The sequence below is a fragment of the Streptomyces sp. NPDC053069 genome (assembly GCF_044546895.1).
Lineage (GTDB): Bacteria > Actinomycetota > Actinomycetes > Streptomycetales > Streptomycetaceae > Streptomyces.
On record NZ_JBITZN010000015.1, the window covers coordinates 163,497 to 189,920 of the forward strand.

General features: G+C 71.8%; 25 protein-coding genes. 11 read left to right on the top strand and 14 right to left on the bottom strand.

The genetic code is table 11. From position 1 onward, the window contains the following. Window positions 1-33: 33 nt before the first annotated feature. Genes ACIGXP_RS30585 through ACIGXP_RS30600 form a run of 4 tightly spaced genes read right to left on the bottom strand, consistent with a single transcriptional unit; the run spans window position 34 to window position 3,590 of the window. On the bottom strand, window positions 34-1,275 hold the full coding sequence (locus ACIGXP_RS30585; RefSeq protein WP_399773785.1) for an FAD-dependent monooxygenase: 1,242 nt from the start codon (window positions 1,273-1,275) through the stop codon (window positions 34-36). Next, window positions 1,272-1,526 (bottom strand): hypothetical protein, encoded by a 255-nt coding sequence (locus tag ACIGXP_RS30590; protein WP_363216347.1) that lies wholly within the window; start codon window positions 1,524-1,526, stop codon window positions 1,272-1,274. Before ACIGXP_RS30590 ends, ACIGXP_RS30585 begins: the two co-directional genes overlap by 4 nt. Continuing rightward, a complete protein-coding gene (locus ACIGXP_RS30595; RefSeq protein ID WP_363216348.1) occupies window positions 1,523-2,131 on the bottom strand; it encodes a VOC family protein in 609 nt (202 codons plus the stop codon). Before ACIGXP_RS30595 ends, ACIGXP_RS30590 begins: the two co-directional genes overlap by 4 nt. Window positions 2,132-2,180: 49 nt before the next feature. Next, the gene (locus ACIGXP_RS30600) at window positions 2,181-3,590 is read right to left on the bottom strand and encodes an MFS transporter (protein WP_363216349.1); all 1,410 of its coding nucleotides are present in this window, start codon (window positions 3,588-3,590) and stop codon (window positions 2,181-2,183) included. 168 nt (window positions 3,591-3,758) lie between these two features. Here ACIGXP_RS30600 and ACIGXP_RS30605 point away from each other — a divergent pair, with 168 nt between their 5' ends. Then, the gene (locus tag ACIGXP_RS30605; protein ID WP_363216350.1) at window positions 3,759-4,634 is read left to right on the top strand and encodes a LysR family transcriptional regulator; all 876 of its coding nucleotides are present in this window, start codon (window positions 3,759-3,761) and stop codon (window positions 4,632-4,634) included. Window positions 4,635-4,702: 68 nt separating this feature from the next. Here ACIGXP_RS30605 and ACIGXP_RS30610 read toward each other — a convergent pair whose 3' ends face one another. Next, a complete protein-coding gene (locus ACIGXP_RS30610; protein WP_399773793.1) occupies window positions 4,703-6,406 on the bottom strand; it encodes a class I adenylate-forming enzyme family protein in 1,704 nt (567 codons plus the stop codon). Window positions 6,407-7,026: 620 nt separating this feature from the next. On the opposite strand from ACIGXP_RS30610, the gene ACIGXP_RS30615 reads away from it, so the two are divergent. The 7 genes from ACIGXP_RS30615 to ACIGXP_RS30645 all read left to right on the top strand — a co-directional run bounded on the left by ACIGXP_RS30615 (window position 7,027) and on the right by ACIGXP_RS30645 (window position 13,812). Then, the gene (locus ACIGXP_RS30615; RefSeq protein WP_399773795.1) at window positions 7,027-7,764 is read left to right on the top strand and encodes a hypothetical protein; all 738 of its coding nucleotides are present in this window, start codon (window positions 7,027-7,029) and stop codon (window positions 7,762-7,764) included. A 468-nt stretch (window positions 7,765-8,232) separates the two neighbouring features. Continuing rightward, window positions 8,233-8,928 (top strand): O-methyltransferase, encoded by a 696-nt coding sequence (locus tag ACIGXP_RS30620; protein ID WP_399773797.1) that lies wholly within the window; start codon window positions 8,233-8,235, stop codon window positions 8,926-8,928. Window positions 8,929-9,082: 154 nt separating this feature from the next. Further along, window positions 9,083-10,282, top strand: a complete 1,200-nt coding sequence (locus tag ACIGXP_RS30625) for a 3-deoxy-7-phosphoheptulonate synthase (RefSeq protein ID WP_399773909.1) — start codon at window positions 9,083-9,085, stop codon at window positions 10,280-10,282. 97 nt (window positions 10,283-10,379) lie between these two features. Next, window positions 10,380-10,712 (top strand): antibiotic biosynthesis monooxygenase family protein, encoded by a 333-nt coding sequence (locus ACIGXP_RS30630; protein ID WP_363216354.1) that lies wholly within the window; start codon window positions 10,380-10,382, stop codon window positions 10,710-10,712. 101 nt (window positions 10,713-10,813) lie between these two features. Then, window positions 10,814-11,977: a methionine adenosyltransferase gene (metK, locus tag ACIGXP_RS30635; protein WP_399773800.1), complete on the top strand. Its 1,164-nt coding sequence runs from the start codon at window positions 10,814-10,816 to the stop codon at window positions 11,975-11,977. 31 nt (window positions 11,978-12,008) lie between these two features. Further along, on the top strand, window positions 12,009-12,980 hold the full coding sequence (locus ACIGXP_RS30640; protein ID WP_363218922.1) for a carbohydrate kinase family protein: 972 nt from the start codon (window positions 12,009-12,011) through the stop codon (window positions 12,978-12,980). 103 nt (window positions 12,981-13,083) lie between these two features. Continuing rightward, the gene (locus ACIGXP_RS30645; RefSeq protein WP_399773804.1) at window positions 13,084-13,812 is read left to right on the top strand and encodes a thioesterase II family protein; all 729 of its coding nucleotides are present in this window, start codon (window positions 13,084-13,086) and stop codon (window positions 13,810-13,812) included. Here ACIGXP_RS30645 and ACIGXP_RS30650 read toward each other — a convergent pair. Continuing rightward, entirely contained in the window at window positions 13,792-15,165 is a 1,374-nt protein-coding gene (locus ACIGXP_RS30650) for a class II 3-deoxy-7-phosphoheptulonate synthase (RefSeq protein WP_399773807.1), read from the bottom strand. The two genes, ACIGXP_RS30645 and ACIGXP_RS30650, sit on opposite strands and share 21 nt — an antisense overlap. Window positions 15,166-15,383: 218 nt before the next feature. Between ACIGXP_RS30650 and ACIGXP_RS30655 the strand changes: the two genes are divergently transcribed. Then, window positions 15,384-16,898, top strand: a complete 1,515-nt coding sequence (locus ACIGXP_RS30655) for an anthranilate synthase component I family protein (protein WP_399773810.1) — start codon at window positions 15,384-15,386, stop codon at window positions 16,896-16,898. Window positions 16,899-16,927: 29 nt separating this feature from the next. Further along, entirely contained in the window at window positions 16,928-17,524 is a 597-nt protein-coding gene (locus ACIGXP_RS30660) for an anthranilate synthase component II (RefSeq protein ID WP_399773912.1), read from the top strand. Here ACIGXP_RS30660 and ACIGXP_RS30665 read toward each other — a convergent pair. After that, on the bottom strand, window positions 17,511-18,887 hold the full coding sequence (locus ACIGXP_RS30665; protein WP_399773812.1) for a PLP-dependent aminotransferase family protein: 1,377 nt from the start codon (window positions 18,885-18,887) through the stop codon (window positions 17,511-17,513). The genes ACIGXP_RS30660 and ACIGXP_RS30665 overlap by 14 nt on opposite strands. 132 nt (window positions 18,888-19,019) lie before the next feature. On the opposite strand from ACIGXP_RS30665, the gene trpD reads away from it, so the two are divergent. Then, window positions 19,020-20,078, top strand: coding sequence for an anthranilate phosphoribosyltransferase (trpD, locus tag ACIGXP_RS30670; RefSeq protein ID WP_399773816.1), 1,059 nt, complete (start codon window positions 19,020-19,022; stop codon window positions 20,076-20,078). Here trpD and trpC read toward each other — a convergent pair. From trpC to ACIGXP_RS30705, 7 genes are all read right to left on the bottom strand, one after another. Then, window positions 20,056-20,862, bottom strand: coding sequence for an indole-3-glycerol phosphate synthase TrpC (trpC, locus tag ACIGXP_RS30675; RefSeq protein ID WP_399773818.1), 807 nt, complete (start codon window positions 20,860-20,862; stop codon window positions 20,056-20,058). The two genes, trpD and trpC, sit on opposite strands and share 23 nt — an antisense overlap. 71 nt (window positions 20,863-20,933) lie before the next feature. Further along, window positions 20,934-21,764 (bottom strand): ArsR/SmtB family transcription factor, encoded by an 831-nt coding sequence (locus tag ACIGXP_RS30680; RefSeq protein ID WP_399773821.1) that lies wholly within the window; start codon window positions 21,762-21,764, stop codon window positions 20,934-20,936. Window positions 21,765-21,932: 168 nt separating this feature from the next. Further along, complete coding sequence (locus ACIGXP_RS30685; protein WP_363215392.1) at window positions 21,933-22,271, bottom strand: winged helix-turn-helix domain-containing protein; 339 nt, start codon at window positions 22,269-22,271, stop codon at window positions 21,933-21,935. A 60-nt stretch (window positions 22,272-22,331) separates the two neighbouring features. After that, window positions 22,332-22,991, bottom strand: coding sequence for a 4'-phosphopantetheinyl transferase (locus tag ACIGXP_RS30690; protein WP_399773825.1), 660 nt, complete (start codon window positions 22,989-22,991; stop codon window positions 22,332-22,334). A 31-nt stretch (window positions 22,992-23,022) separates the two neighbouring features. Next, on the bottom strand, window positions 23,023-23,322 hold the full coding sequence (locus ACIGXP_RS30695) for an acyl carrier protein (RefSeq protein ID WP_363215394.1): 300 nt from the start codon (window positions 23,320-23,322) through the stop codon (window positions 23,023-23,025). A gap of 17 nt (window positions 23,323-23,339) precedes the next feature. Beyond that, window positions 23,340-25,091 (bottom strand): fatty acyl-AMP ligase, encoded by a 1,752-nt coding sequence (locus ACIGXP_RS30700; protein WP_399773827.1) that lies wholly within the window; start codon window positions 25,089-25,091, stop codon window positions 23,340-23,342. A 59-nt stretch (window positions 25,092-25,150) separates the two neighbouring features. After that, on the bottom strand, window positions 25,151-26,419 hold the full coding sequence (locus ACIGXP_RS30705; RefSeq protein WP_399773830.1) for a cytochrome P450: 1,269 nt from the start codon (window positions 26,417-26,419) through the stop codon (window positions 25,151-25,153). Between the last annotated feature and the right edge of the window lie 5 nt (window positions 26,420-26,424).

Genomic DNA, 26,424 nt, shown 5'->3' on the forward strand with positions numbered 1-26,424 from the left:
GCGGCCCGTCGCCGGAGGTGGATCGGTGACGGCTCAGTACGAGCCGCGGGCCGCCCCCCGCGCCGTCAGCTTCGGGCCGTACGGCGCCGAATCCAGCCACTCGCCCGCCCTGCGGCCCGCCGAGGCCACCGCCGCGGCGGCACGCTCGCGCAGCCACAGCGAGGGACGCCGGGCCAGCATGTGGTCCAGTGCGGTGGTGGCGCAGGCACGGTTGTAGGTGGCCGCGTCCTTGCGTTCCTCGGCGAAGCGGCCGATCGCCGCCCCGGCGGCGGCCCGGTCGGGGCCGGCCTCCAGGGCCCGGACGATCGCCTCCACCGCCCGGACCGCGTCCGGGATGCTGGAGTTCATGCCGCGGGCGCCGAACGGCGCGAACAGGTGCGAGGCCTCGCCGGTCAGCAGGATCCGCCGGTGGGTGTCCGTGAACCGGGCCGCGACCTGCTGGGCGAACCGGTAGGTCGAGACCCAGCGCACCCGTTCGCCGTAGGCCTCCGGGAGGATCCGCGGGATCCAGCGGCGCAGGCCCTCCGGGGAGACGAACCGCTCCGGGTCGTCGTCCGCCTTCAGGTTCAGGTCGACCCGCCAGCCCCCGGCGAAGGGAACGGTCAGGACGTTGCGGCCGCCGACGTTCGGGTGGCGGTAGTGGAAGACCCGTTCGATCGGCATGGGATGGTGCTCCGGGTCGTCGTCGAGGTCGACCACCACGAAGGTGTTGCGGGACCGCGGACCCTCCAGCGGGCTGCCGATCGCCGACCGCAGCACGGAGCGCGAGCCGTCGGCGGCCACCACGTAGTCGGCCTGCCACTCACGTCCCGCGGAGTCCGTGAGCAGAACGCCCTCGGGCGTGCTCAGCGCCGAGGTCACCTCCACGCCCCAGTGGAACTCCACCCCCTGCTTGCGGCACGCCGTCGCCATCAGGTCCTCGGTGATCACCTGTGGCAGGCTCGTGAAGTGCGGCAGCCCCTCGCGGGTCGTCGGCGGGTAGGTGCGGACGTAGATCTCCCGGCCGGCCCAGTACGAGCGCTTCGTCGCCCACATCAGGCCCCGGCCGGCCGTCTCGTGGCCGAGCCCGGGGCTGAGCCGCTCCAGTTCGCGCAACGAGGCGCCATGCAGGTAAGCGGCACGGCTGCCGGGCCGTACGGTGTCCTCCGTACGGCGTTCCAGCACCACCGCGGGCAGGCCGGCGGCGCTCAGCGCCAGGGCGGCGCTGAGGCCCGCGGGACCTGCGCCCACGACGAGGACCGGGTGACGCGTGGAGGTGCCGGTGTCCGCGTTCATGCCGTCTCCTCGGCGAGGTGGAGGGTGTCGGAGGTGAAGCTGACGATGCGGCCGTCGAGACCGCCGGTGAGGGCCGCGTGCCACACGGCGGTGCGGATCTCCGTCCCGTCGCGGCGCAGTACGGCCTCGGCCGCGTCGGTGCTCAGTTCGAGGTAGTCGCCGGCCCGGCGTGCGGTCAGGCCGGCCGCCTCGGCCGCGCCCACCACCGGCGCGAACTCCGGTACGTCGAGCACGTACAGGGTGAGGCTCACAGTCCCGCTCCTTCCGTGCCCTTGCGGACCAGCTCCGCCTTGCGCTGCCACAGCGCCTCCACCGACGGCCGCGGGGACTCCGCGACGTCGGCGAGTGCGCGGACGGTCAGTTCGGCGTCCCGGGCGTCGATCGCGGACATCACCCGCAGCGGGCGGGTGATCTCCAGCTGGATGCCGTTGGGGTCGTCGAAGTAGACGGACTCGATGAGTTCGTGGGCGAGGGGCCGGGTGACCCGTATCCCGTGTGCCTTCAACCGCTCGCGCCAGGCGAGGAGCTGCTCCTCGGTGTCGACGTGGAAGGCGAGATGCCGGGAGCGGTGCATGAGGTCGCTCGGGGCGTCCTCTTCCGGCAGTCCGAAGTAGTAGAAGAACGCGAGGCGGTTGCCCGCGCCCATGTCGAAGAAGAAGTGCACGAAGTCCGGGTAGTCCTCGGTGACCCAGCCGGTGGCGGTGATGGCGTGCACGAGTGGCATGCCCAGGGCCTGGGTGTAGAACTCGACGGTGGCCCGGGGTTTCCAGGTGACGAAGGCGAGATGGTCGACCCCGTCGACGTGCAGGGCCGGCAGGCCCGGCCCGGGACGGGCGGACGGTGATGCGGTTGCCAATGCTCCTCCTGTGGTGGGAACAGGCGCTGCACGCCGGGGCGGGGTCGGTTCAGCTCGCGGAACGCCCCCTGAGCCCCGTCACGGCGATGATCGCCCCGAGCAGCAGGGTCAGACCCCCGACGACGAGGGCCCACTTGGTGCCGCCCGCGTTCGTCGAGGACAGGTTGAGGACCACGCCGAGGACGGCGACGCCGAGGGAGGCGCCGACCTGGCGGGCCGAGTTGAGCGCGCCGGCGCCGATGCCGGCCAGCTCGGGCGGTACGGAGCTGGCCATGCCGGCGACGAGCGCGGGCAGGGCGAAGGAGACACCGAAACCGAAGGCGAGCAGGCCGACGACGGTGGCGGCCAGCGCGAGACGGGAGTCGCCGGTGAACGGCGCCTGCAGCAGCGCGCCGACGCCCATCAGGACGAACCCGATGGTGGCGGGGCGGCGCGGGCCGATACGGCCGACGAGGCGCCCGGTGTAGATGGGGTTGAAGGCGGTGGGCAGGGTCAGCGGCAGGAAGGCCAGGCCGGCGCTGAACGAGGAGTAGCCGCGGCTCTCCTGGAAGTACAGCGACAGGACGAACAGCAGCCCGGACAGACCGAAGTTGGCGAGCAGCCCGGCGCCGAGCGCGGCGGAGAAGCCACGGCTGCGGAACATGCGCAGCGGCAGCATCGCCGCGTCCCCGGCGCGCGCCTCCGCGGTGACGAACACCGCCGCCGCGACCGCCGCCAGGACGAAGGAGCCGACCACCAGGCCGGTGCCCCAGCCCCGGTCCGGGCCCTCGATCAGCGCGTACGACAGGGCACCGAGGGCGACGACGGCGCTGATCTGGCCGACCCCGTCGAGGCCGCTGCGCTGCTTGCGGGCGGTCTCCGGGGCGAGGCGCAGGGTGATGACGAAACTGATCAGTGCCAGCGGCACGTTGATGAGGAAGATCGCGCGCCAGCCGACGGTGTCGGTGAGCGCACCGCCGACCAACGGGCCGGCGGCGAGGGCCAGTCCGGTGATGGCGGCCCAGTTGCCGACGGCGCGGGCGCGGTCGGCCGGGTTGCTGTAGGCGTTGGTGATCACGGCGAGGGACGCGGGCAGCAGCAGCGCGCCGGCGACACCGAGGGCGAGGCGCAGCGCGACCAGTGCGCCCAGAGAGTTCGCGGCGGCCGAGACGCCGGAGAGGACACCGAAGGCCACCAGGCCCCAGAGGAAGATGCGGCGTCCGCCGAAGCGGTCGGACAGCCAGCCGGCGGTGAGCAGCAGAGCGGCGAAGGTGATGGTGTAGCCGTTGGTGACCCACTGCAGACCGCTGAGCCCGACGTGGAGTGCCTTGGAGATGGCGGGCAGCGCCACCGAGACGATCGTCATGTCCAGCAGGACCATGAAGTAGCCGAGCGAGAGCCCGACCAGCAGGGTCCGCGAGGGCTTGTCGGTTCGTGCCGGTGCGACGGAAGCCCGTTGCGGTTCCGCCTGCGTCGACATGTTTTTCTCCTTTGTTTCGCTGGAGTCAAATTGCCGCGCCACGCGGGGAGTCGGGCGGCGGCACAAACCATTCAAGCGGACCGGAAAGGCGAATTGTCGCTGGTGACGACGGGAATGCCCTATGGGTAACATCGGCTCAGCCGATCGGTCATCGGGGGGAGCACGGACGTGGAGTTACGGCATCTTCGAACATTCGAGACGGTCGCCAGGACGCTGAGTGTCACCCAGGCGGCCAGGGAGCTGCACTACGCCCAGTCCAGCGTCAGCGACCAGATCCAGGCGCTGGAGCGTGAGCTGGGGGTCGAGCTGCTCGACCGCTCGCAGCGGCGGGTGCGGCTGACGCCGCAGGGCGTGACGCTGTCGGAGTACGCCGAGCGGCTGCTGAAGCTGCTGGAGGAGGCGCGCTGGGCGGTGAGCAGGCCCGGCGCGGAGGTCTCGGTGGGCGCGCTGGAAACGGTGTGCCTGCACGTCCTGCCCGGGGTGCTCACGCGTTACCGCGCGCTGTACCCGGAGACGCGGGTGCGCATCGCCCAGGACAACCGGGGCGAGCTGTACAAGGCGGTACGCCGCGGTGACCTCGACGTCTGCCTGACCTTCGGAGACCCGCCGCCGGACGCGGGCCTGCACGCCGAGACACTGGCCGAGGAACCGCTGGTGGTCATCACCCCGCCGGACCATCCGCTGGCGGCGCGCGGCCGGGCACACCTCGGGGAGCTGGCCGCGGAACCCTTTCTCGCCACCGAACGGGGCTGCGGGTTCCGGGAGATGTTCGACAACACCTTCTCCGGGCCGGCCGCCAAGGAACCGGTCGCGGAGGTGTCGAGCATCGGCACCCTCGGCGCGTGCGTGGCGGCGGGCATGGGCTGCGCCCTGCTGCCGTCCCTCGCGGTACGGGCCCAGGCCGACCGCGGCGAGGTCGCACTCGTCGAGGTCGACGACGTGTCCCTGCGCACGCACATCACCATGACCTGGCTCGCACGCAACTCGACCAACCCGAACCTGATCACCCTGCAGACGGTGCTTCGTAAGCAACTGGGGGGCTGAGGCAGGCTGCCGGGCGGTGAGCGCGGGCCGCGGCGGCCCGGCCGGCGAGGTGACCCGGCGGTGGGGCGTCATCGCTGGGCCTCCCGCTCGTCCGGTGTCCGTTCCGGGGCGCGGCGGGACGGGTGGGCGGGTAGCGGGGGCAGGGGGATCGCGCGGAGGCGGGCTCGGGCGATCTTTCCGGTGACCGTGGTCGGCAATTGATCCAACACCACCAGTTGTTCGGGGAGCTTGTAGGTCGCCAGCCCCTTCGTGAGGAGGTGGGCGGTGATGTCGTCCAACGTCATGTGCGTACCCTCGCGCAGCGCCACGATCAGGCACGAGCGCTGACCCAGTCGCGGGTCGGGGCGTGGGACGATCGCATGCTGGGCCAACTGGGGCAGGTCGTCGAGGAGTTCCTCCACCTCCAGCGCGCTGAACTTCAGCCCGCCCCGGTTGATCAGCTCGTCGGCACGCCCGCGATGGACGACCGAGCCGTCCGGCTCCAGCGCGGCCCGGTCACCGGTGCGCAGCCAGCCGTCCGCGGTGAACGCGGCCCGGGTCAGCTCCGGGTCGAGGTGGTAGCCGGAGAACATGTACGGGCTGCGGTACTGCAGCTCACCGGTCTCGCCGGGCGCCGCGGGCCTCCCGTCCCGGCCGAGTATCCGCACCGCCGCACCGGAGACCGGCCGCCCGACGGTCCCGACCGCCTCGGGCCGGTCACCGGGACGGGTGTAGGTGCCGGCGCCGACCTCCGTCATCCCCCACTGCACGACGAGGCGCGCCCCCAGCGTCCGGCGGACCCCGTCGGCCAGCTCCCGGGGCACCGGCGCACCTCCGGTGCGTACCTCGCGCAGCGTCCGGACGGGCGGCCAGGAGGCCTCCGTACCGTCCTCCACAAGGGCGATCAGATCGCGCAGTTGAGCCGGTACGGCGAACGCGGCGGTGGCGCCGGCCGCCTCCAGTGCGGCGGCGAACCGGCTCGGATCCCAGCCGTCGACGAGCCCGACGGCGCCGCCGGTGACCAGTGCGAGGTGCACGGACAGCAGTCCGAAGGCGTGGCTGAGCGGGCTCGCCGAGACGATCGTGTCGGCGGCGCCGAGGCCGCCGTCGGCCGCGACGGCCGCCGCGTTGCCGAGGAGCCCGCCATGGCTGTGGACGCACAGTTTGGGCCGCTGGGAGGTCGTTCCGGAGGAGGCCAGCAGCATCAGCGGGGTCCGCGGATCGGCCGGCGCGGGCGGCAGCCGCAGCGCCGGGTCGGCGTCCGGGTATGCGCCCGGGACCGCGTCCGGGTCCGCGTCGAACAGCTCGGCCAGGTCCGGCAGGCCGCCGGTGTCCGGGCGGGCGGCGCCCGCGGTCGACACCCACACGTGCCGTAGTCCGGGGCACCGTTCCCGCAGGGTGAGGATCTCACCGGTTCGGTCGTGCCCCCGCTGGAACGCCGCGGCGGCCAGCGCGACCGCGCCCGACTGCTCGATCAGCCGCTGCGTCTCACGGGTACCGTGCGCGCCGTGCAGCGGCAGCAGCAGCACGCCGAGCCGGGCGGTGGCGGCGTGCAGCACCACCAGCTCCCAGGAGTCGGGCAGTCGGGCCGCCAGTACGTCGCCGGCCGCGAGCCCGCGCCGGTGCAGCGCGGCAGCGGCCCGCTCCGCCTGTTCCAGGCAGTCCCGCCAGGTCCGCCACCGGCCCGCGTCCCACACGGCGGGCTCCGTACGGCGGGCGGCGGCGTGCTGCAGGGCGTCGGTGAACGTACGGGTCGCGGTCACGGGTTCCGTGCGGGAAACGGGGGCGTTCACGAAGCAACCTCCGAGGGCGGCAGAACGATGCAGACGCTGCCTTGCGACACGGATTGTGTGCGGCGCCGGATTCACTCGTCCAGCACCACCCGATAAGAAATCCCGATGGAGCAAGGGCCGCCTGCGCGCAATAAAAAACCTCAATGGAAGGGATTTCCCGGTGGCCCACGAAGGATTCTCCCCGTGTCACGCGCTCCCGGCCGCCCGGCCCGCCGCCGGAAAACGATCAACGGAAGGGAAACCGGGAGGTCGGCGGCACACCCCCTGGGCATGGAAACCCTTGATCTCCGCACGTGCGAGGGGGTGGGAAACAATCAATAGGGAAACGGGAAATTCCGCTTCTGGAAAGCGCCGAAACAGCCCCACCGAAACCGATCGCCGGCACCGATTCGCGCCATCGGGAAAGCCGATGCGCCGCATTTTCCCTGATGAGGGCGGCCGTAAGGCGGCGCGGCCGTCCTTTTTCGGGCCGCTGGAGCCCGGCAGCACCAAATCGCCCTTGTCCGGAAAGCACGCGGCGACACAGAATTCCCACGGCCCTGAGGCAGGAGGTATCGATGGCCTTCGTACATTCCTCTGGCACCACCGACCGGCAATCCCGTCCGACCGACGGACCGGCCGTGGAAGAGGCTTTCCGGGCGGCAGACCTGCGCCGCCTGGACGCTGTGATCCGTGACGCCCGGTTCGCCGCCACGGCGTCGGCGTCCGAACTCGTCGCGCCGGCGCCGCACGGCACCGGGGCGGCGCTGACCGAGCGGGAGTGCGTCTTCGACCACTGCGCCGTCCTGCTGTTCCCCACCACCCTCGCGGCGGGCCTGCGTGACCTGCGGGCGCGGGGGCTGGATCCCCTGCCGACCGTGCCCAGCACCGTGGTGCGCGCCCGCCTGGCGGAGCGTCACGGGCTGGACCCCGCGGCATGCGAGGTGCACATCACCCGGCTGCGGCTGGACTTACCGGACGGGCGGCGGCACCCCGCGGTGGAGGTCTTCCTCTTCCCGCGCGACAGCGCCGCGTTCGAGGACCGGATCGCGGTGCACGAGGCCGCGTACGGCTTCGAGAACCACACCGCATTCGTCATGCCCCGGCCCTCCGGTCCGCTGCTGCGCCGGCTCGTCACCGCCTGGCACACCGAGGCCGGGCTGCTGTGGGAGGGCGGCGGACACAATCCGCACGAGGGCGGCCGGGACGGCTCCACCGTCACGTACTTCGTCCGCGAGCCCCGGCGGCCCGGCCGCCGCCGCTTCGAACTGCACTGCGCCGGCGACCTGCGCGGCGCCATCGCCGACCTCCCCCGACCGACGGAGGCGGTCCGCCACGCCTACGCCACCTGGCCGACCACGACCGGCACACCCACCTGAACCACGGGCAGCCCCAACCCGGCGGGGTCACAGCCGAAACGACTCACCCCGGCAGGCCCGACCGCCGAAGCCGCAGCCGGACCCGGCGAGCCCGGGAAGCCCGACCAGCGGCCGGTGGCCGGAACCGGCGGGCCCGGCAGCGTCAACCGCCGGACCGGGCGCCACCGACCGGCAGGCGCGCACAGCCCGAACGGCCGGGCCGGCAGCCTCCACCGCCGGACCCACGGTCCGAAGTGCCGGACCGGACCACCCCGGCCACCGGGCTCCACGGCCCGACCGCCACACCCGACCGCACCACCCGCCGGACCCCACAGCCTCCACCACCGGCCCCGACCGCCGGACCCGGCGACCCCGCGGAGCCGCCCGGCCCGCTCCGCCCGCTTCGACCTGCTCCGACCCGCGTGTCCCCTCTTCTGCCCCGCCTTCTTCGCCCACGCACCCAACCCCCTACAACCACCGGGAGTACTCGTGCTGCGGAACGACACGCTCAGGAACATCCCGCTCACACCCGAGCTGCACGACTACCTGCTCACCCAGGGCAGGATGAGTCCCGACCCGCTCCTGGTGGAACTGGAGGAGCGGACCCGGGCGGCGATACCCGACCAGGCGCACATGGTGGTCGCCCCGGAGGAGGCCGCGCTGCTGACCTTCCTGGTGCGGCTGCTGGACGCCCGGACCATCGTCGAGGTGGGCACCTTCACCGGATCCTCCTCGCTCTGCCTGGCCCGCGGCCTGCCCCCGGGCGGTTCCCTGATCACCTGCGACGTCTCCGCCGAATGGACCGCGCTGGCCGAGGAGTTCTGGGACCGGGCCGGTGTCGCCGACCGTATCGAGCTGCGCCTCGGCCCGGCCTCGGACACCCTGCGCGCCCTGCCCGCCGAACCGCACCTCGACCTCGCCTTCATCGACGCCGACAAGCCGGGCTACATCGACTACTGGGAGCAGCTGGTCCCGCGCATACGGCCGGGCGGGCTGATCCTCGTCGACAACACGCTCTTCAGCGGTCAGGTGGTCGACCCCTTCCCCGGCGAGAAGCCGGCCGCCGTGCACGCGTTCAACGAGCACGCCCGCAAGGACGAACGCGTGGAGCTGGTCATACTCGCGGTCGCCGACGGCCTGACGCTGGCACGGCGGCTGCCCACCGAGGAGTCGACGCTCCGATGACGCCCACCGGATCGCCGTACGCGCCCCGACGCGGGCGTACCGCCGGGGGCCACCGTCCGCCCCCGCCCCGAACCGCAGGAGGACGAGCGTGATCGGGCTCTCCCGCCCCGGATATCCACTGCACTCGCTCGGCGTCGAGGTGCCCCTCGACGACCTGGACGAGGACTTCCCACGCGACCTGGGCGCCGCCGAACAGCAGCCGGACTGGGCCGACCCCGTCCAGGTCGCGGCGGCCCGCGCCGAACTGGCCCGGCTGCCCGGCCTGGTGACCTGGGAGGAGGTCCGTCTGCTGCGGACCCTGCTCGCCGAGGCCGCCACCGGCCACTATCTGGTGATCCAGGCAGGCGACTGTGCCGAGGACCCCGCCGAGTGCGCACCGGCGACGGTGATGCGCAAGGCGGGCCTGCTGGACGCCCTGGCCGGGGTGATGGTGGCGGGCACCGGGCAGCCGGTGGTCCGCATCGGCCGGATCGCCGGTCAGTTCGCCAAGCCGCGCAGCGCCGGCACGGAGCAGGTCGGCGGTGTGGAACTGCCGGTCTACCGCGGCCATCTGGTCAACGGCCCCGAGCCCACCGCCGCGGCCCGCCGCCCGGACCCCCGGCGCATGCTGGAGTGCTACTACGCCGCCCACCGTGCGGTGACGTATCTGCGGCAGCGCACCAGCGACTGGGCGCTGCCGACCGGGGCGCCGGTGTGGACGAGCCACGAGGCGCTGGTGCTGGACTACGAGCTGCCGCTGCTGCGGCGTACCACCGCGGGCCACATCCTGCTGGCCTCCACACACCTGCCGTGGATCGGCGAGCGCACCCGCCACCCGGACGGCCCGCACGCCCGGATGCTGGCGCATGTGACCAACCCGGTGGCGTGCAAGGTCGGGCTGGCGACCCGGCCGGAGGATCTGCTCGCGCTGTGCGCCCGGCTGGACCCGGGCCGCGAGCCGGGCCGGCTGACGCTGATCTCCCGGATGGGCGCGGCGGCGGTCCGCGACGCGCTGCCGCCGCTGGTCACCGCCGTACGCGAGGCGGGACACCGGGTGGCGTGGCTGTGCGACCCGCTGCACGGCAACACCGTCAAGTCGCCGTCGGGCGTCAAGGTCCGTTCGGTGCGGACGGTGGTGGCGGAGGTCCGGGCGTTTCTGGAGGTCGTCGCCAAGTCCGGCGGCACGCCCGCCGGGCTGCACCTGGAGACCACGCCGCACGAGGTCGCCGAGTGCGTCTGGGCGGATCCGGCGGAACTCGACACCGAGGCCGCGCGGACCGCGTGCCGGGCCGTCCCCGCGTCCCTGTGCGACCCGCGGCTCAATCCGGCGCAGGCGGTCGAGGTGGCCCGCGCATGGGCCGCACCTGCCCCCTGACGGCCGCCGGCCGCTTCCCGTCCCCCGAGCCGTCGCCGACCGGCGCCCGCCGGGCGGTCGACCGTTCAACCACCTGTTCACGAAAGGAATACGACCCATGTCAGAAACGATCATCCGCACCGACGACGGCACCTTCGCCATGATCAACGTCTTCGAGGTGGAGCCGGAGAAGCAGCAGGAGCTGGCCGAGGTGCTCAGCGAGGGCGCCGAGAAGTTCATCCGGCACCGGCCCGGCTGCATCTCCGTCAACATCATGACCAGCCTGGACGGCAAGCGCCTGGTCTACTACGCGCAGTGGCGCAGCAAGGGCGACATCAAGGCCACCATGGCCGACCCGGACGTCCAGGTGTACCGGGACCGGGCCGCCGCGCTGGGCAAGCCCGACCCGCACGCGTACACGGTGTTCGCCGTGCACCACCCGGAGAGCTGACGGCCGCTTCCCCAGTCCGGCACCGCGCCTCCCCGTCCGCCGGGGCGGCGCGGTGCCCCCGCACCGCCCCCCACTCGCCCGGGTAAGGAGACGCCCGCACCATGACCCGTCGTCTGTTCACCTCGGAGTCCGTGACCGAGGGTCATCCCGACAAGATCGCCGACCAGATCAGCGACACCGTTCTCGACGCGCTGCTGCGCGAGGACCCGGCCTCCCGGGTCGCCGTGGAGACGCTCATCACCACCGGCCTGGTGCACATGGCCGGCGAGGTGACGACCACGGCCTACGCGGACATCGCGACCCTGGTCCGCGACAAGATCCTGGAGATCGGCTACGACTCCTCCAAGAAGGGCTTCGACGGTGCCTCCTGCGGAGTGTCGGTGTCGATCGGGGCGCAGTCCCCGGACATCGCGCAGGGTGTCGACACCGGCGGCGCCGGGGACCAGGGCCTGATGTTCGGCTACGCGACCGACGAGACGCCGGAGCTGATGCCGTTGCCGATCCGGCTCGCCCACCGCCTGGCGGAGCGTCTGACCCGGGTCCGCAAGAACGGCACGATCCCCTACCTGCGTCCGGACGGCAAGACGCAGGTCACCATCGAGTACGACGGCGACAAGGCCGTACGCCTCGACACGGTCGTCGTCTCCTCGCAGCACGCCTCCGACATCGACCTGGAGTCGCTGCTCGCCCCCGACATCCGCGAGTTCGTCGTGGAGCCGGAGCTGAGGGCGCTCGGCGAGGGGGACATCAAGCTGGACACCGAGGGCTACCGGCTGCTGGTCAACCCGACCGGCCGGTTCGAGATCGGCGGCCCGATGGGCGACGCGGGCCTGACCGGCCGCAAGATCATCATCGACACCTACGGCGGCATGGCCCGGCACGGCGGCGGCGCCTTCTCCGGCAAGGACCCCTCCAAGGTGGACCGCTCCGCCGCGTACGCGATGCGCTGGGTCGCCAAGAACGCGGTGGCGGCCGGCCTCGCCTCCCGCTGCGAGGTGCAGGTGGCGTACGCGATCGGCAGGGCGGAGCCCGTCGGCCTCTTCGTCGAGACCTTCGGCACCGAGACCGTACCCGTGGAGCGGATCCAGTCGGCCGTCACCGAGGTGTTCGACCTCCGTCCGGCCGCGATCATCCGCGACCTGGACCTGCTCCGCCCGATCTACGCCCGGACGGCGGCCTACGGCCACTTCGGCCGCGAGCTGCCCGACTTCACCTGGGAGCGCACGGACCGGGCGGAGGCACTGCGGGCCGCGGTGGGAGGGTGAGATGCGGACGGGTGAGGTGCGGGAGGGTGAGATGAGGATCGCCGTCACCGGGTCCGTCGCCACCGACCATCTGATGACGTTCCCGGCCCGCATCACCGACCAGTTGCTGGCCGACCGCCTGGACCGGGTGTCGCTGTCGTTCCTGGTGGACACCCTGGAGATCCGGGAGGGCGGTGTGGCGGCCAACATCGCCTACGGGCTGGCCCGGCTGGGCCACCGTCCGCTGCTGGTCGGGGCGGTCGGCGCCGACTTCGAGGGCTACGGCGCCCGGCTGGCGGCCCTGGGCGTGGACACCGGTGCCGTCCTGGTGTCCGCCACCCGCCACACGGCCCGGTTCCTGTGCACCACGGACCCGGACGGCAACCAGCTCGCCTCCTTCTACCCGGGTGCGATGACCGAGGCCGCCGCGATCGACCTCGCCGAGACCGTCCGGTCCCGGGACGGCGTGGACGTCGTCCTGATCGGCGCGGACGACCCGGCGGCGATGGTCCGGCACACCCGCGCCTGCCGCACCCTCGGGATCCCGTTCCTGGCCGACCCCTCCCAGCAGCTGGCCCGGCTGGAGGGCCCCGACGTGCGGGAACTCGTGGACGGCGCCGACCACTTGTTCACCAATGAGTACGAGCACGGGCTGCTGCTCCGCAAGACCGGCTGGTCGCACGCCGAGGTCCTCAGCCGGGTGGGCACCTGGGTGACCACCCTGGGCGGCCGGGGCAGCCGGGTCGAACGGGCCGGGCAGCCCGCGGCGGAGGTGGCGGCGGCCCCGGCGACCGCGGTCGCCGACCCCACCGGGGTGGGCGACGCCTACCGCGCCGGCTACCTGTCCTCCCTGGCGGCGGGCCTGGACCCGGTGCGCTGCGCACAGACGGGCTCCGTGCTGGCCTCCCTGGCCCTCGCGACGGTCGGCACCCAGACCTACGACGCCGACCCGGCCACCGTGCAGTCCCTGCTCACCACGGCCTACGGCGCGTCGGCCACACGGGGCGCGCTGACACCGGGCTGAGGTGCCGGCAGCTGCCGCGTCTCTGTCAGGGCTCTGTCAGCCATAGGCTGGATCCTCGGTGCGCACGCACAGGACGCCGGAGCAACCGATCTTGGGGGGCAGGATGGTGTGGACGCAGTTGGTCGAGCCGCAACCGTTTGCAGCGCGGCGGCTGATCTGTTTCCCGCACGCCGGAGGGTCGCCCTACTTCTTCCGGGGGTGGGGCAAGGCGCTCCGGGATTTCGAGGTGCACACGGTCTGCTACCCCGGGCGCGCCGAGCGGATGGCCGAACCTCCCCCCACCGACCTTCTCGGCATGGCCGCCGACATCGCCGGCGCCGTGCGGGAATTGATGCGCGACGGACGGCCCACCGTTCTCTTCGGACACAGTATGGGTGCCATCGTCGCGTACGAGGTGGCCGCGGCTCTGGAGGAAGCGGGATGTGCGCCCGGTCATGTGTTCGCCTCCAGCGCCCGGGCGCCGCACCTGATGCGCCCCGATCGCGCCGACACCTGGGACGACGCCTCGATCACCGCGACACTGGTCGAGCTGGGCGGCACGGACGCCGAGCTCCTGGCGAATCCGGCGTTCGTCGATCTGGTGATGCCGTACATCAGGGCCGACTTCCGGATGCTCGCTTCGTACCGGGCGCCGAAACGAGCCCGGCTGTCGACCGCCGTCACAGCGATCGTCGGTGACATGGACCCCCGGGTCGACTCCCGTCAGGCAGCCGCCTGGCGGGACGCGACCCGGGGGCCGTTCCGGATGCGGACACTGCCCGGAGGCCACTTCTATCTGGCCGAGCGCCCTCCCTTCGCCGTGCTCACGGCGTCAGCGAGCGGTTCCTCCTGAGCCGGCCGGTCGTTCGCGGTACATCTCGGACAGCAGGAAGGCCAGGTCCAGGGACTGGGTGTGGTTGAGGCGGGGGTCGCAGGCGGTTTCGTAGCGGTGGTGCAGGTGCTCGGGGAGTATCGCGTTGCCGCCCCCGACGCACTCGGTGACGTCGTCTCCGGTGAGTTCCACGTGGATGCCGCCGGGGTGGGTCCCCAGTGCGTGATGGACCTCGACGAAGCCACGGACCTCGTCCACGATCGCGTCGAACCTGCGGGTCTTGTGGCCGCTCGCCGCGGTGATGGTGTTGCCGTGCATCGGATCGCTGATCCAGCAGACCTGTGCGCCCTCCGCCTTGACCTTCTCCACCAAGGTGGGCAGCAGGTCGCGGACCCGTTCGGCGCCGGCCCGCACCACGAACGTCAGCCTGCCGGGCTCCCGGTCCGGGTCGAGCCGGTCGAGCAGACCCATGACCGCGTCGGCATCGGCCGTGGGGCCCAGCTTCACCGCGATGGGGTTGGCCACCCGGGAGAAGTACTCGACGTGCGCCCCGTTCAGGTCCCGGGTTCGCTCCCCGATCCAGAGCAGGTGACCACTGGTGGCGTACGAGCGGCCGGTGGCGGCGTCGACGCGGGTCAGGGCGGACTCGTAGTCGAGCAGCAGCCCCTCGTGGCCGACGAAGAACTCGGCGGTGCCGAGCTCCCGGGTGTCGACCCCGCAGGCGTGCATGAAGGCCAGGGTGCGGTCGATCTCGTCGGCCAGCCGTTCGTAGCGCTCGCCGACCTGTGAGGTCGCCACGAAGCCCTGGTTCCAGGCGTGCACCTGGCGCAGGTCGGCGAATCCGCCGGTGGTCAGGGCACGAACGAGATTGAGCGTGGTGGCCGACGACTCGTACATCATCCGCAGGCGGGCGGGGTCGGGCCGCCTGGCCTCGGCGGTGAACTCCAGTCCGTTCACCGCGTCGCCCCGGTAGGAGGGCAGTTCCACCCCGTCCCGGCACTCCGTCGCGCTGGAGCGCGGCTTGGCGTACTGGCCGGCCATCCGGCCGATCTTGACGACCGGCAGGGCCGTGGCATGGGTGAGCACGACGGCCATCTGCAGGAGAGTCCTGAGCTTTCCGTGAATCGCCTCGGACGTCGTCCGCCCGAAGGTCTCCGCGCAGTCGCCCCCCTGGAGCAGAACGGCCTCGCCCCGGGCGACCGCGCCCAGCCTGCGACGCAGCAGATCGCATTCGGCGGCGAAAACCAGGGGCGGCGCCAGCGTCAACTGTTTCAGCACAGCACGCAATGCGGCCTCGTCGGGCCATTCCGGCTGCTGGGCCGCGGGGAAACGGCGCCAGGACTCGCTGCCGTGATTCTTCGTTTCGGGTTCCATCGGAGTTCTCATTGCTGCCTTCCGTGCGAGTGACGAACAGAAGATGGCTCGCATGCCGGCCGAGCTGGTTGTCGAACAGCTCAAACCAACGGGACTGCCCGGGTCAAGCGAATCGGGAATGGCCCGCATCCGGGGAATCGAATTGGTCTGGTGCCGGCGGCGCGCCCGCTGATTTGCTGACGCCAGTCGAACGGCACCGAATTCACGAGGAGTTCACCATGCCGGAAATCAGCACGATCGGTGTCCGGGTCGCCGATACCGGGCTGCCGCGCCACGACCCGCTCGATCTGTATGCGCTCATACGGCAGGTACTCCCGGCCCGTGACGTGTTCCTGTTCGAGAGCGTGGACGGCGCCGACCAGGATCGCCGCTCGGCCGTTGTCGGCTTCGGCCGGCTGGCCGAGATCAGAGTGTTCGACGGGTACGTCGAGCTGGACGGGGTGGAGCCGATCGCGCTCGCCCTGGCGCGGGAGGCCGGCTCGCTCGGGATGACCGCGGCCCTGCCGGCCGTCTCCGGTGTGCACACGGTGCGCTTCACCGACCCCCACCAGATGTGGGGTCTGCTGTCGCGCGCACAGGAGTTGTTCACCGTGGACACCGGCGTCCCGGCCACCGCGTACTCCTTCGGCTTCCTGACCAGCCTCGCCTACGAGTCCGCCTGGCACATGGAGGAGTTGCCGGACCGCTCCGAGCAGCCTCGGGGACCGGACATCACGCTCACGCTCTTCCGTGACACCGTCTGGTACGACCCGGCATCCGGACGGGTTCGCCTGCTGAGTGCCGAGAGCGACGCCTTCGCGGACGCACCGCCCCCGGTGGATGTCGTCGCATTGGCCCGGCAGGCCTGTGACGCCCTGGTTCCGGGAACCGCCGCCGCTGTCCCCGAGGCGCCCAGCCCCCTGTCGGTGCACGACACCGTGCCCCGGGAACTCTTCCTGGAGTGGGCCGGCCGGTGTCTGGAGCACATCAGGGTCGGCGACATCTACCAGATACAGATCGGCCATCGCATCGACGTCCGCTCCGCCCTGACACCCCTTGAGGTCTACCGCCGGCTGCGCAGCCGCAACCCCTCTCCGCACATGTACCTGATGCCTCGCGCGGACAGCACGCTGATCGGCGCGAGTCCCGAGTTGTTCTTCCGTATCGAGGGCGACACGATCGTGATGCGCCCCATCGCGGGCACCGCGCGGCGCGGCCCCGACGAGGAGGAGAACCAGCGGCGCATCAAGGACATGCGGGAGAGCTCCAAGGAGCAGGCCGAGCACATCATGCTGGTCGACCTGTGCCGCAACGACATCGGCCGGGTGACCCGCCCCAGCACCCAGCCGGTCGAGCGGCTGATGGCAGTGGAGAGCTTCTCGCACGTCTTCCATCTCGTCTCCACCGTCACCGGCCGCCTGGAGGACGGCGTGGACACCTGGCAGGCCGTACGCGCGACGTTCCCCGCCGGCACGATGACCGGCGCGCCCAAGGTCCGGGCCATGGAGATCATCGACGGCCTGGAGGAGCAGCGGCGCGGCAGTTACGCCGGTGCCGTCGGCCTGGTGGACGTACGCGGCTGGAGCGAACTGGCGCTGTGCATCCGCACCGTCGAGTTCGACGGAACCCGGTACTCCACCCAGGCCTCGGCGGGGATGGTCGCGCAGTCGGACCCCGAGGCGGAGTGGCGGGAGACACTGGCCAAGATGGGGGCCGCCTACTGGGCCCTGACCGGCGAGGAGTTGCTGTCGTGAACACTGCCGAGCCGAAGGGCGTACCGGGCATGAAGGTCCTGCTGATCGACGCGTACGACAGCTTCGTGCACATCATCGACCAGTACCTGCGCACCCTGGGGGCGCGTACCGAGGTCGTGCGGTCCCTGACCCGCTCCCCCGACGAACTGGCCGCCTCGCGTCCGGACGCGGTGGTGCTCGGCCCCGGGCCCGGCCATCCCGCCGAGTCCGGCCATGTCGAACTCGTACGCCGGTTCGCCGGAGAGGTACCGCTGCTCGGCGTCTGCCTCGGGCACCAGGCGGTCGCACTGGCCCACGGGGCCCGGATCGAGGTGGCCGGCCAGGTGATGCACGGGCGTACGAGCACGGTGAGACACGACGGGGAAGGCTTGTTCCAAGGGCTCGGCAACACCCTCGAAGTCACGCGCTACCACTCGCTGATAGTCGCCGAGCCGCTACCCGAAGAGCTCGTCACGACCGCCGTCGCCACCGATCACGGCTATGTCATGGGGCTGCGGCACCGCACGCTGCCCATCGAGTCGGTGCAGTTCCACCCCGAGAGCATCACCACCACGGGAGGGGTCGCCATGATGCGCAACTTCCTTGCCATGGCGGCGGACGCGCAGGAGGAACTCAGCAACGCCTGACCTCCCCGATCGCGCGGACGGCCTCGGCCACCCCGGAACGCGGCAGGTGCGCGTGGCCCACCACCAGGGCCGGCGCGGACCTGCCCGGCCGGGCGTGGAACGCCGCGGCCCCGCGCACCAGGACGGAGCGCCGCAGCGCCCCGGCCACCAGTGCCGCCTCGTCGACGTGCCGGGGCAGCCGTACGTAGGCGTGCAGCCCGGCGCTCTGACCGAGCACCGCCGCGCCGGCCAGGTGTCTGCGCACCGCTTCGTCCAGAGCGTCACGGCGGTTGCGGGCCAGGGAGTTCAACCGTCGCAGGTGGCGGTCGAACAGACCGGTGCGCAGGAGTTCGGCGAAGGCCAGCTGGGTGAGGGTCTCGGTGCCCAGGTCCTGCCGGGCCCGTGCCCGGAGCAACCGGTCGAGCATCTTCCCGGGGGCCGCGAGCCAGCCCAGGCGAAGCCCCGGGGAGAGGGCCTTGCTGGCCGTACCGGCGTAGACGACCCGGTCGGGCATCGTGCGCTGCAACGCGAGGGGCCGGGCGCCTCGCTCGTACCACAAGCCGCCGTCGTAGTCGTCCTCGACCACCCATCCGCCGACGTCCCGGGCCCAGCGGGCCAGGGCGTCGCGGCGCTCCTCGGACAGGGTGACACCGGTCGGGAACTGGTGGGTGGGGGTGACCAGAACGGCACGCGCGCCGGACGCGGCCAGCGCCTCGACGTCGATGCCCTCGCCGTCGACGGGAATCGGCGCCACCCGCAGCCCGCTCTCGCGGACGAACTGGCGCTGGCCCGGATGGCCCGGGTCCTCGATCGCGAGGGTGTCGATGCCCAGGCTCGGCAGCACGGCACAGAGCAGACTGAGCGTCTGGGCGAACCCGGCCACCACCATGAGCTCCTCGGGCGAGGTGCGCACTCCCCTCGTCCGCCCCAGGTAGTGGGTGAGTTCGCGACGCAGCGAGGGTTCGCCGGCCAGCGGCGGGTAGTCGTGGTGCGACGGGTCCGCGGCCTGCACGGCCCGCTGGTAGCAGCGCAGCCATTCGCCCCGCGGGAAGGCCGGAGTGTTGCGGCCGCCGGGGCGGAGGTCCCAGTCGACCCGCGGCACCTGCCCTTCGTCCAGCAGGGCGGGGACGACAGGCTCCCCCGCGAGATGTCCGACGACCTTGGTGCCGGCGCCCTGTGTCGCCTCCAGGTAGCCCTCGGCGACGAGTTGCCCGTACGCCTCCACCACCACGCTGCGCGAGACGTCGAGGTCGTCGGCGAGCCGGCGGCTGGACGGCAGCCGGGTGCCCGGATGGAGAATTCCGGCGGCTATCTCTCTCTTGATGAATTCCTGGATCTGCGAGGTCAGGGAATGCTTGGAATTCCTGACCACCTCTACTGCCATGTGCAGGGCCACCAGCCCCACCCCTTACTGAATGGACCGTACAGGTCGCCGGACATTGGTCTGGAACGAGTTCGGCGCCCTTCGCAGACTGGACGAGGAAACGTCCGCTGGCGCCGTTCAAGGAGAATTTCCGTGACTGCCGAACCGCAGGGCCGAACCTGGCCGGAACTGCTCAACGCACTGCTGGAACGCAGGAATCTGACTGTTCACGACATGGCCTGGGCCCTGGACGACGTGATGTCGGGGAAAGCCGGGGCGGCCAGGCTGGCCGGTCTTCTGGTGGCGCTGCGTGCCAAGGGAGAGACCGTCGACGAGATCGAGGGCATGGTGCGCGCCATGTACCGGCACGCCGTGCCACTCGATGTGCCGGGCCCCACGCTGGACATCGTCGGAACCGGTGGTGACGGATCGAACAGCGTCAATGTGTCAACGATGTCGGCGATCGTCGCCGCCGCGGCGGGTGCGCGGGTGGTCAAACACGGCAACCGCTCGGCGTCCTCGGCCTGCGGGTCGGCCGATGTGCTGGAGGAGCTGGGGGTGGCGCTGACGCTGACGCCGCAGGAGGTCGCGTCGGTCGCCACGGAGACCGGCATCACCTTCTGTTTCGCGCCGGTCTTCCATCCGGCGATGCGGCATGCGGCCGGGCCGCGCCGCGAGCTCGGTGTCCGCACCGTCTTCAACGTCCTCGGCCCGCTGACCAATCCGGCGGCGCCCACGGCCCAGGCGGTGGGTGTTGCGGACCGGCGACTGGCACCACTGCTGGCCGGAGTACTGGCCCGCCGCGGGGTGTCCGCGCTGGTCTTCCGCGGCGATGACGGAATGGACGAGCTGACCGTCACCACCACCTCCACCGTCTGGTCGGTCGTCGGAGCCGAGGTCCGTGCCGAGACCTTCGACCCGCGTGACATCGGGATCGACCACGCGCCGGCAGCCGCGCTGCGCGGCGGGGACCGGGCCCACAACGCCCGCGTCGCACGCGAGGTGTTCGCGGGGGCGCGGGGGCCGGTGCGCGATGCCGTACTGCTGTCGGCCGCGGCCGGCCTCGCGGCCCTCCGGCCCAGTCGGCGCCCGGTCGCCGAGCGGCTTTCGGCGGGCGTCGAGCTGGCGGCCGAGGCCGTGGACTCGGGTGCGGCGGCCGGCGTGCTGGAACACTGGACGGCGGTCAGCGTCAAGCACGCGCAGGGCGGCTGAGCCGGCCGGCGGCCACCAGCGCGGCAACCGATCGCCGGGGAGTGCCGCCCGTGACCAGCGCTTCTCCGACCAGGACGGCGTCCGCCCCGTGAGTCGCACACTCCCTCACGTCCTCAGGTCCTCGAACGCCGGACTCCGCGACCCGTACCACGCCATCCGGGAGCACGGGTGCGACCCGGGCGAACGTCGTGCGGTCCACCTCCAGGGTCCGCAGATCCCGCGCGTTGACCCCGACGAGACGAGCGCCGGCCAGCACCGCCCGCTCCGCCTCTTCCTCGTCGTGCACCTCCACCAGCGGTGTCAGCCCGATCCCGACCGCCAGCGCCAGCAGTTCGCCCAGCTGGGACGGCTCCAGTGCCGCGACGATCAGCAGCGCCAGACTCGCGCCGTGTGCCCGCGCCTCCCAGAGCTGGTAGGGGTCGACGATGAAGTCCTTGCGCAGCACGGGGACGTCGACGGCGGCCCGTACCGCGTCCAGGTCCCCGAGCGAGCCGCCGAACCGCCGTCCCTCGGTGAGGACGCTGATCGCGTCGGCACCGCCGGCCTGGTATGCGGCGGCCAGTGCCGCGGGGTCGGCGATCTCGGCCAGCTCGCCCTTGGACGGGCTGGCCCGCTTGACCTCCGCGATCACCTTCACACCGTCGGTACCACGCAGGAGCGCGACACAGTCCGGACCGGGGCCCGCGTCCGCTGCCCGGTCGGCGAGTTCGGCCTGGGAGACGCGCCGTCGGCGTACGGACAGATCGGCGCGGGCTCCCTCGATGAGTTCGTCGAGTGCGTTCATGGCTGCGTTCGTTCCTTTCCCGTTCGAGGCGCCTGGAGAAGTGACGGCTGCGGCTTGTGCACTGCCGGAGTTCAGAAGGGACTCGGGGCGATCTGCTGCGGGACGGCCTCGCAGTGCCGTCGCTGCGGGCTCACGGCCAGGCCTTCCAGGAGGGCCACGCCCAGTGAGGTCAACGTGTGCAGAACGGTGTTGCGGATACGACGGGTGGTGATCAGGCCGGTCCTGCGGAGCACGGCGGTGTGCTGGCTGGCGCCGGCCGCGGAGATGCCGAGCCGGTCCGCGAGCTGGCTGGTGGTGCAGGTGGTCCGTAATGCCCGCAGTGCGGCCGCCCTGGTCGGGCCGACCAGGGCCTCCAGCGACTGGGGTCCGTCGGCGGGCTCGTCCCACAGCTCCGCCGCCCGCTGAGCGTCCGGCGGCGCGGCGAACACGAGCGTCGCCTCACCGTCTCCCTGCCGGTTCTCGGTCAGCTGGGCCGGCCGGTGATGCAGAAAGACGGAGGGAGTGAGCACGAGTCCGCGCCCGGCGAGGTGGATGTCCTCGTCCGGCCCGCCAGGAATCTCAAGGACCGGGGAGCACCACCTGATCCTGGGGTGCAGGGTGCCCAGGAGCAGGTCCACTCCCCCGGCGACGAGGACCCTGCCACGCACATCGCACTCGGATTCCAGATAGGTGACGATGCGCGGCCAGTACGGGGCGACGGCCGCACGCCACACGTGTGGCAGGAGCATGCCATCACGATGGCCGGAGAGCTGCGGCGCGACCTGTCTGCGCCACCGGGCGAAGGGTGTGCCGACTCCCCGGGTCAGCATGCCGTGGGCGAAGGCTGTCTCGGTCAGCGGACCGGCCGTCGTCCTCAGCCGTGTGCGGGCGAAGTCGGCAGCGGTGAAGTGGATTCTCTGCATCGGGCCCCCGTTACTCATGTGAAGGAGCGCCTTCCGGCCCTTCCCATCAGCTCGGGCCGGCCAGTGGCCTACGACCGGCTGGCGCCCGGCCATCATCGGAACCCCCGCTGACACGGCGCTGACCCCCGGAAAGCGGTGACAGGCTCCCCGGGTGATGCCGTCGGACCGCTAGGAGTCCGCGGAGTCCTCGGGGTCCGCCCCGCCCTGCTCCCGGGCCGCGTCCTCCCGGAGCGCCGCCAGGATCGTGTCGACGTTCAAGCGCAGCTCGAACGGCGCCAGTTCGAAGTACTTCAGCGCCTTGCCGTCGTCGGACAGCTCCAGGCTCCCGATGACGATGCCGGCCTTCTCCAGGCGGTCCAGGTGCATGTAGAGCAGGGGGCGTGACATGCCGAGCCGCCGGGCCAGCTCACTGACGTACATCCGCCCCTCGGCGAGTTCGGCGACCACACGGAGGCGCTGGGCATGGCCGACCGCAGCCAGCACAGCCAGAAGCTCCTCGCTGGTCATGGCCCACCTCTAACGTCCCGGAATGTGTAACCCGAGACTTTGCCATGTCAGGAATGACTGTCAAACCGCGCCCCCGCAGGCCACCGCGACGGCGGTGAGCAGCAAGTCCTCACCGGCCCACCAACGGCCCCGGAAGGACGCCGCGTTCCAGATACCGCCCGCCGAGGTCCGGGCGTGGAAGGTACCGCTCGACGGGTGAAGGGTGACAGCGACGTCATGGAAGCCGCCCAGCGGGGTGCGTGCGACGGGAAACCATGCCTTGTACACGGCTTCCTTGGTGCAGAAGAAGAGCCGGTCCCAGCAGACCGTCGCATCGGCGCGTACCAGGTCGGCCAGCTGTTCGCGTTCCTCGGGCCGCGCCACGGCGGCGAGGACTCCGTCGCGCAGCGGGCGGTTGGGCTCGGCGTCGATGCCCAGGGCGCGCACATCGCCGCTGCGGGCCACGGCGGCGGCCCGGTATCCGCGGCAGTGGGTCATGCTGCCGACGATGCCGGCCGGCCAGCGCGGGGCACCCCACTCGTCCGGCACCAAGGGTACGGGGGACGCGCCCAGATGGGTCAGCGCGGCGCGGGCGCAGTGCCGGACGGTGCTGAACTCCCGGCGCCGCGCCCGGCCCACCTCGGCCACGACGGCCCGTTCCTCGGGGAGGAGCTCTGTGTCCGGGACGTCTTCCCGACGTTCCACGGCGACGACGGAGCGGGGCAGGACGTGCTCGATCATCCGAACCGCACCACGTGGGCCGGCAGCCGGCTCAACTCCGCCCCGTCGCCGGCCGGGAGCGCAGCGCTGCCACCACGTCCTCGGCCACCTCGGCGACACTCGGCCGGCCGAGCAGCAGTTCGCGTTCCACCGGGAAGCCGCACCGGCGTTCCAGTTCCGCTGCGAGCCGGGTGCTGGTCAACGAGTCGATCCCGAAGCCGCTGAGCGGCACATCGGGGTCGATGGTGTCGGGCGCCAGGTCCAGCAGCTTCGCCAGGATCCGGATCAGGTGGTCGGCCACCTCGTGCTCGGACACTTCGTGCGGGGCCATCGGCCGGCCGTTCGTCTCCATCCGTCCTCTCCACTCCGTCAGCGGCTGGACCAGTGGGCGAGCAGCGGCAGCCGCCCCGCTGCCATCTGCTGGGCGCAGGCCCGGCGGCGGATCTTGCCGCTGGTGGTGCGGGGCACCTTGTTCGGGGCCACCGCGTAGACGCTCACCGGAGCGGGCAGCACCCGGGCGACCGCGATACCGGCCGCCCGTACGGCATCGGCCAGCTCCCGCGGATCCCGTTCCCTCGTCTCGACGACGACCGCGACACCGGGGTGCGCCTCGTCCAGCGGCCATGCGGCGGCACGCTGGTGCTCGAAGGCGGCGTGGGCGGCACCGGCCACCGCCTCGACGTCCTGGGGGAAGTAGTTCTCGCCGCCGATGATCAGTACGTCCTTGAGCCGTCCCGTGACGAACAGTTCGTCACCGTCGAGGAATCCCAGGTCGCCGGTGCGTACGTACCTCGTGTCGGCGTCCGCGGGGTCGCCTTCGGTACGTGCCGCGAACACCTCGGCCGACTCGGCGTCGCGGCCCCAGTACCCGGCGCAGTTCCCGGGGGCGTCCACCCAGATCTCGCCCACGACGCGCTCGGCCAGCGGACGACGGGTGTCCGGGTCGACGACACGCACGTGGACACCGGAGACGGCGGTGCCGCAGCCGACCAGTTCGACCGCGTCCGCGCCGGGGGACGCCGGCGTCGCCCTGCCCGCCGCGAGGGCGTCCCGCTCGTAGTGCCGGACCGGTGTCGGATACAGCGGCCGGTCCATGGTGACGGTGAGGGTGCACTCGGCGAGGCCGTATCCGGGGGTGAACACCTCCTCGCGGAAGAAGCTGCGGCGGAACGCCCGCGCGAAACGCCGCAGCGTCGAGGCGCGTACGGGCTCCGAGCCGTTGGCGGCCACCCGCCACGTGGACAGGTCGATCCGGGCCCGCTCGTCCTCCGGAATGCGTCGTACGCACAGGTTGTACGCGAAGTCCGGAGCGGCGGCGAACACATCCTCCTCCGCCTCGATGGCACGCAGCCAGATCCGCGGATCCCGGACGAAGGTGGCGGGTTCCATGGTGACGGCGGCCGCCCCGGACACCAGGGGCAGGACCACCCCGGTGCACAGGCCCATGTCGTGGAAGAGCGGGAGCCAGTTGACCACGGTGGTCTCGGAGTCGATCTCGCAACGGTCGCGCAGCGCCACCTGGCTGGCGACGAGGTTGCCATGGCTGACGAGCACTCCCCGAGGGGATCCGGTCGACCCCGAGGTGTACTGGAGCAGGGCCGTGTCCGCGGGTGCGAGCGCCGCAGGCCCCGCCGGCGCGGCCGCGTCGCGTGCCGGCTGCCGTACGGGTATCCAGGTCACCGCGTCCTCGGTGTCCTCGGCTTCTTCCGCTTCGTCGGCTTCCTCGGCGGTGGACACCAGTACCGCGACCGGCGCGCAGTCCCGGCTGATCGCCGTGAGCCGTTCCGCACGGACGGTCGTGCGCTGCCGGGCGCCGGTACGCAGCTGAGGAACCGGCACGGCGATCATCCCCGCGTAGAAGCAGCCGAGCAGACCCACGTGGAAGTCGAGCCCGGGCAGCGCGGGCACGATCACCCGGTCGCCGGCCCGGCCCACTGCGCGCAGCGCGGCGGCCAGGGCACGGACCCGGTCCAGGAGAGCTCCTGCTGTCAGCTGCTCGGCCGGCTCCCCGTCGGCGTCCAGCGCGGTGAAGACCGGTCTGCCGGCGTCCGGTCCGTCCGCGCGCGCCAGCAGCGCGTCGACGACGGTGGCAGCCCGAGGCTGCGAGGTCGTACGGTTCACAGCTTCACTCTCCTCGGTTGACGGGGCGCTGGGCGTCATCAGGAGCCGGGCGCCGTGGGTCAGCCCCGGGCGCCCGGTGCCGGGGCGCCTTCAGCCGTGAGCGTGACGGGCAGGCCGCTGTACCCGTGGACGAAGTTGGAGTAGAGCCGCTGCGGCGGCCCGTCGAGCCGGATCTCGGACACCATCGTGCGGAGCGCTTCGACCATGGCGTTGACATGAACCCTGCCGAGGAAGGCACCGAGGCAGAAGTGCGGACCGTGCCCGAAGGCCACGTGCTTGTTGGGGTTGCGCGCGATGTCGAAGACGTACGGGTCCGAAAAGACGTCCTCGTCGAAGTTGGCGGAGCTGTTCCACAGGGTGACCACGTCACCCGCCTTGATCACCTCGTCGCGCAGCGGAACGTCCACCAGTGCCCGGCGCCCGAAGTGCATGGCGGGGGTGGTCCAGCGCATCACCTCCTCGGTCGCGCTGTCGGCTCCGACCGAGCCGTCCTTCAGCTTCCGCCATTCCTCGGGGTGTTCACTGAACGCGATGAGACCGCCGATGGACGACATCCGGCTGGATTCGTCACCGCCGAGGATGAGGGAGTAGCAGTTGAAGACGATCTCGTCCTCGGACAGCGGCTTGCCGCCCACCGTGGCCGTGGCCAGGACGCTGATGACGTCCTCACCGGGGTTCTTGCGCCGCTCGGCGGCGAGCTCGGAGAAATAGAGCAGGATCTCGTTGCGGGCCATCAGTTCGTCGAGCGCGCTGTCCTCCGAGCTGTGCCGGGACAGCGTCTGGGTGTTCCACTCGACGAGGCGCTCACGGTCGGCGGCCGGCACATCCATCAGATCACCGATGGTGTTGATGGGAATGTGGTCGGCGACGTCGGTGACGAAGTCGAGCCGTCCGCGTTCCAGGGCCTGCCCGACGAGTTCCCGGGTGCGGCGGTGCACGCCTGCCACCACCGGTTCCAGGACCCGCGGCGAGAAGGACTTCAGCATCAGATTGCGGATCTCTCGGTGACGCTGTCCGTCGGTGACGGCCAGCATCTTGCGTGAGGCCGAGTCCTCCCCCTGGAGCAGGGTGGTCAGCACATTGCCGCGTTCCGAGGTGAACTGCTTGTTGTCCCGGTAGATGCCGACCACGTCGGCGTACTTGGAAATGGCCCAGAATCCGGGCATGGGGCTGCCGCTGACCCGCTGCCAGTGGACGGGGCTCTGCTCCCTGAACCAGCGCCACATGTCATGCGGGTCGTGGTCGAGGAAGGTCTGCGGATCGGTGAGATCCAGGCCGGCCGGATCCGGCCCGGAGGACTGCGTGCGGTCGTGCGTGTGCGTTGTCATGGGTG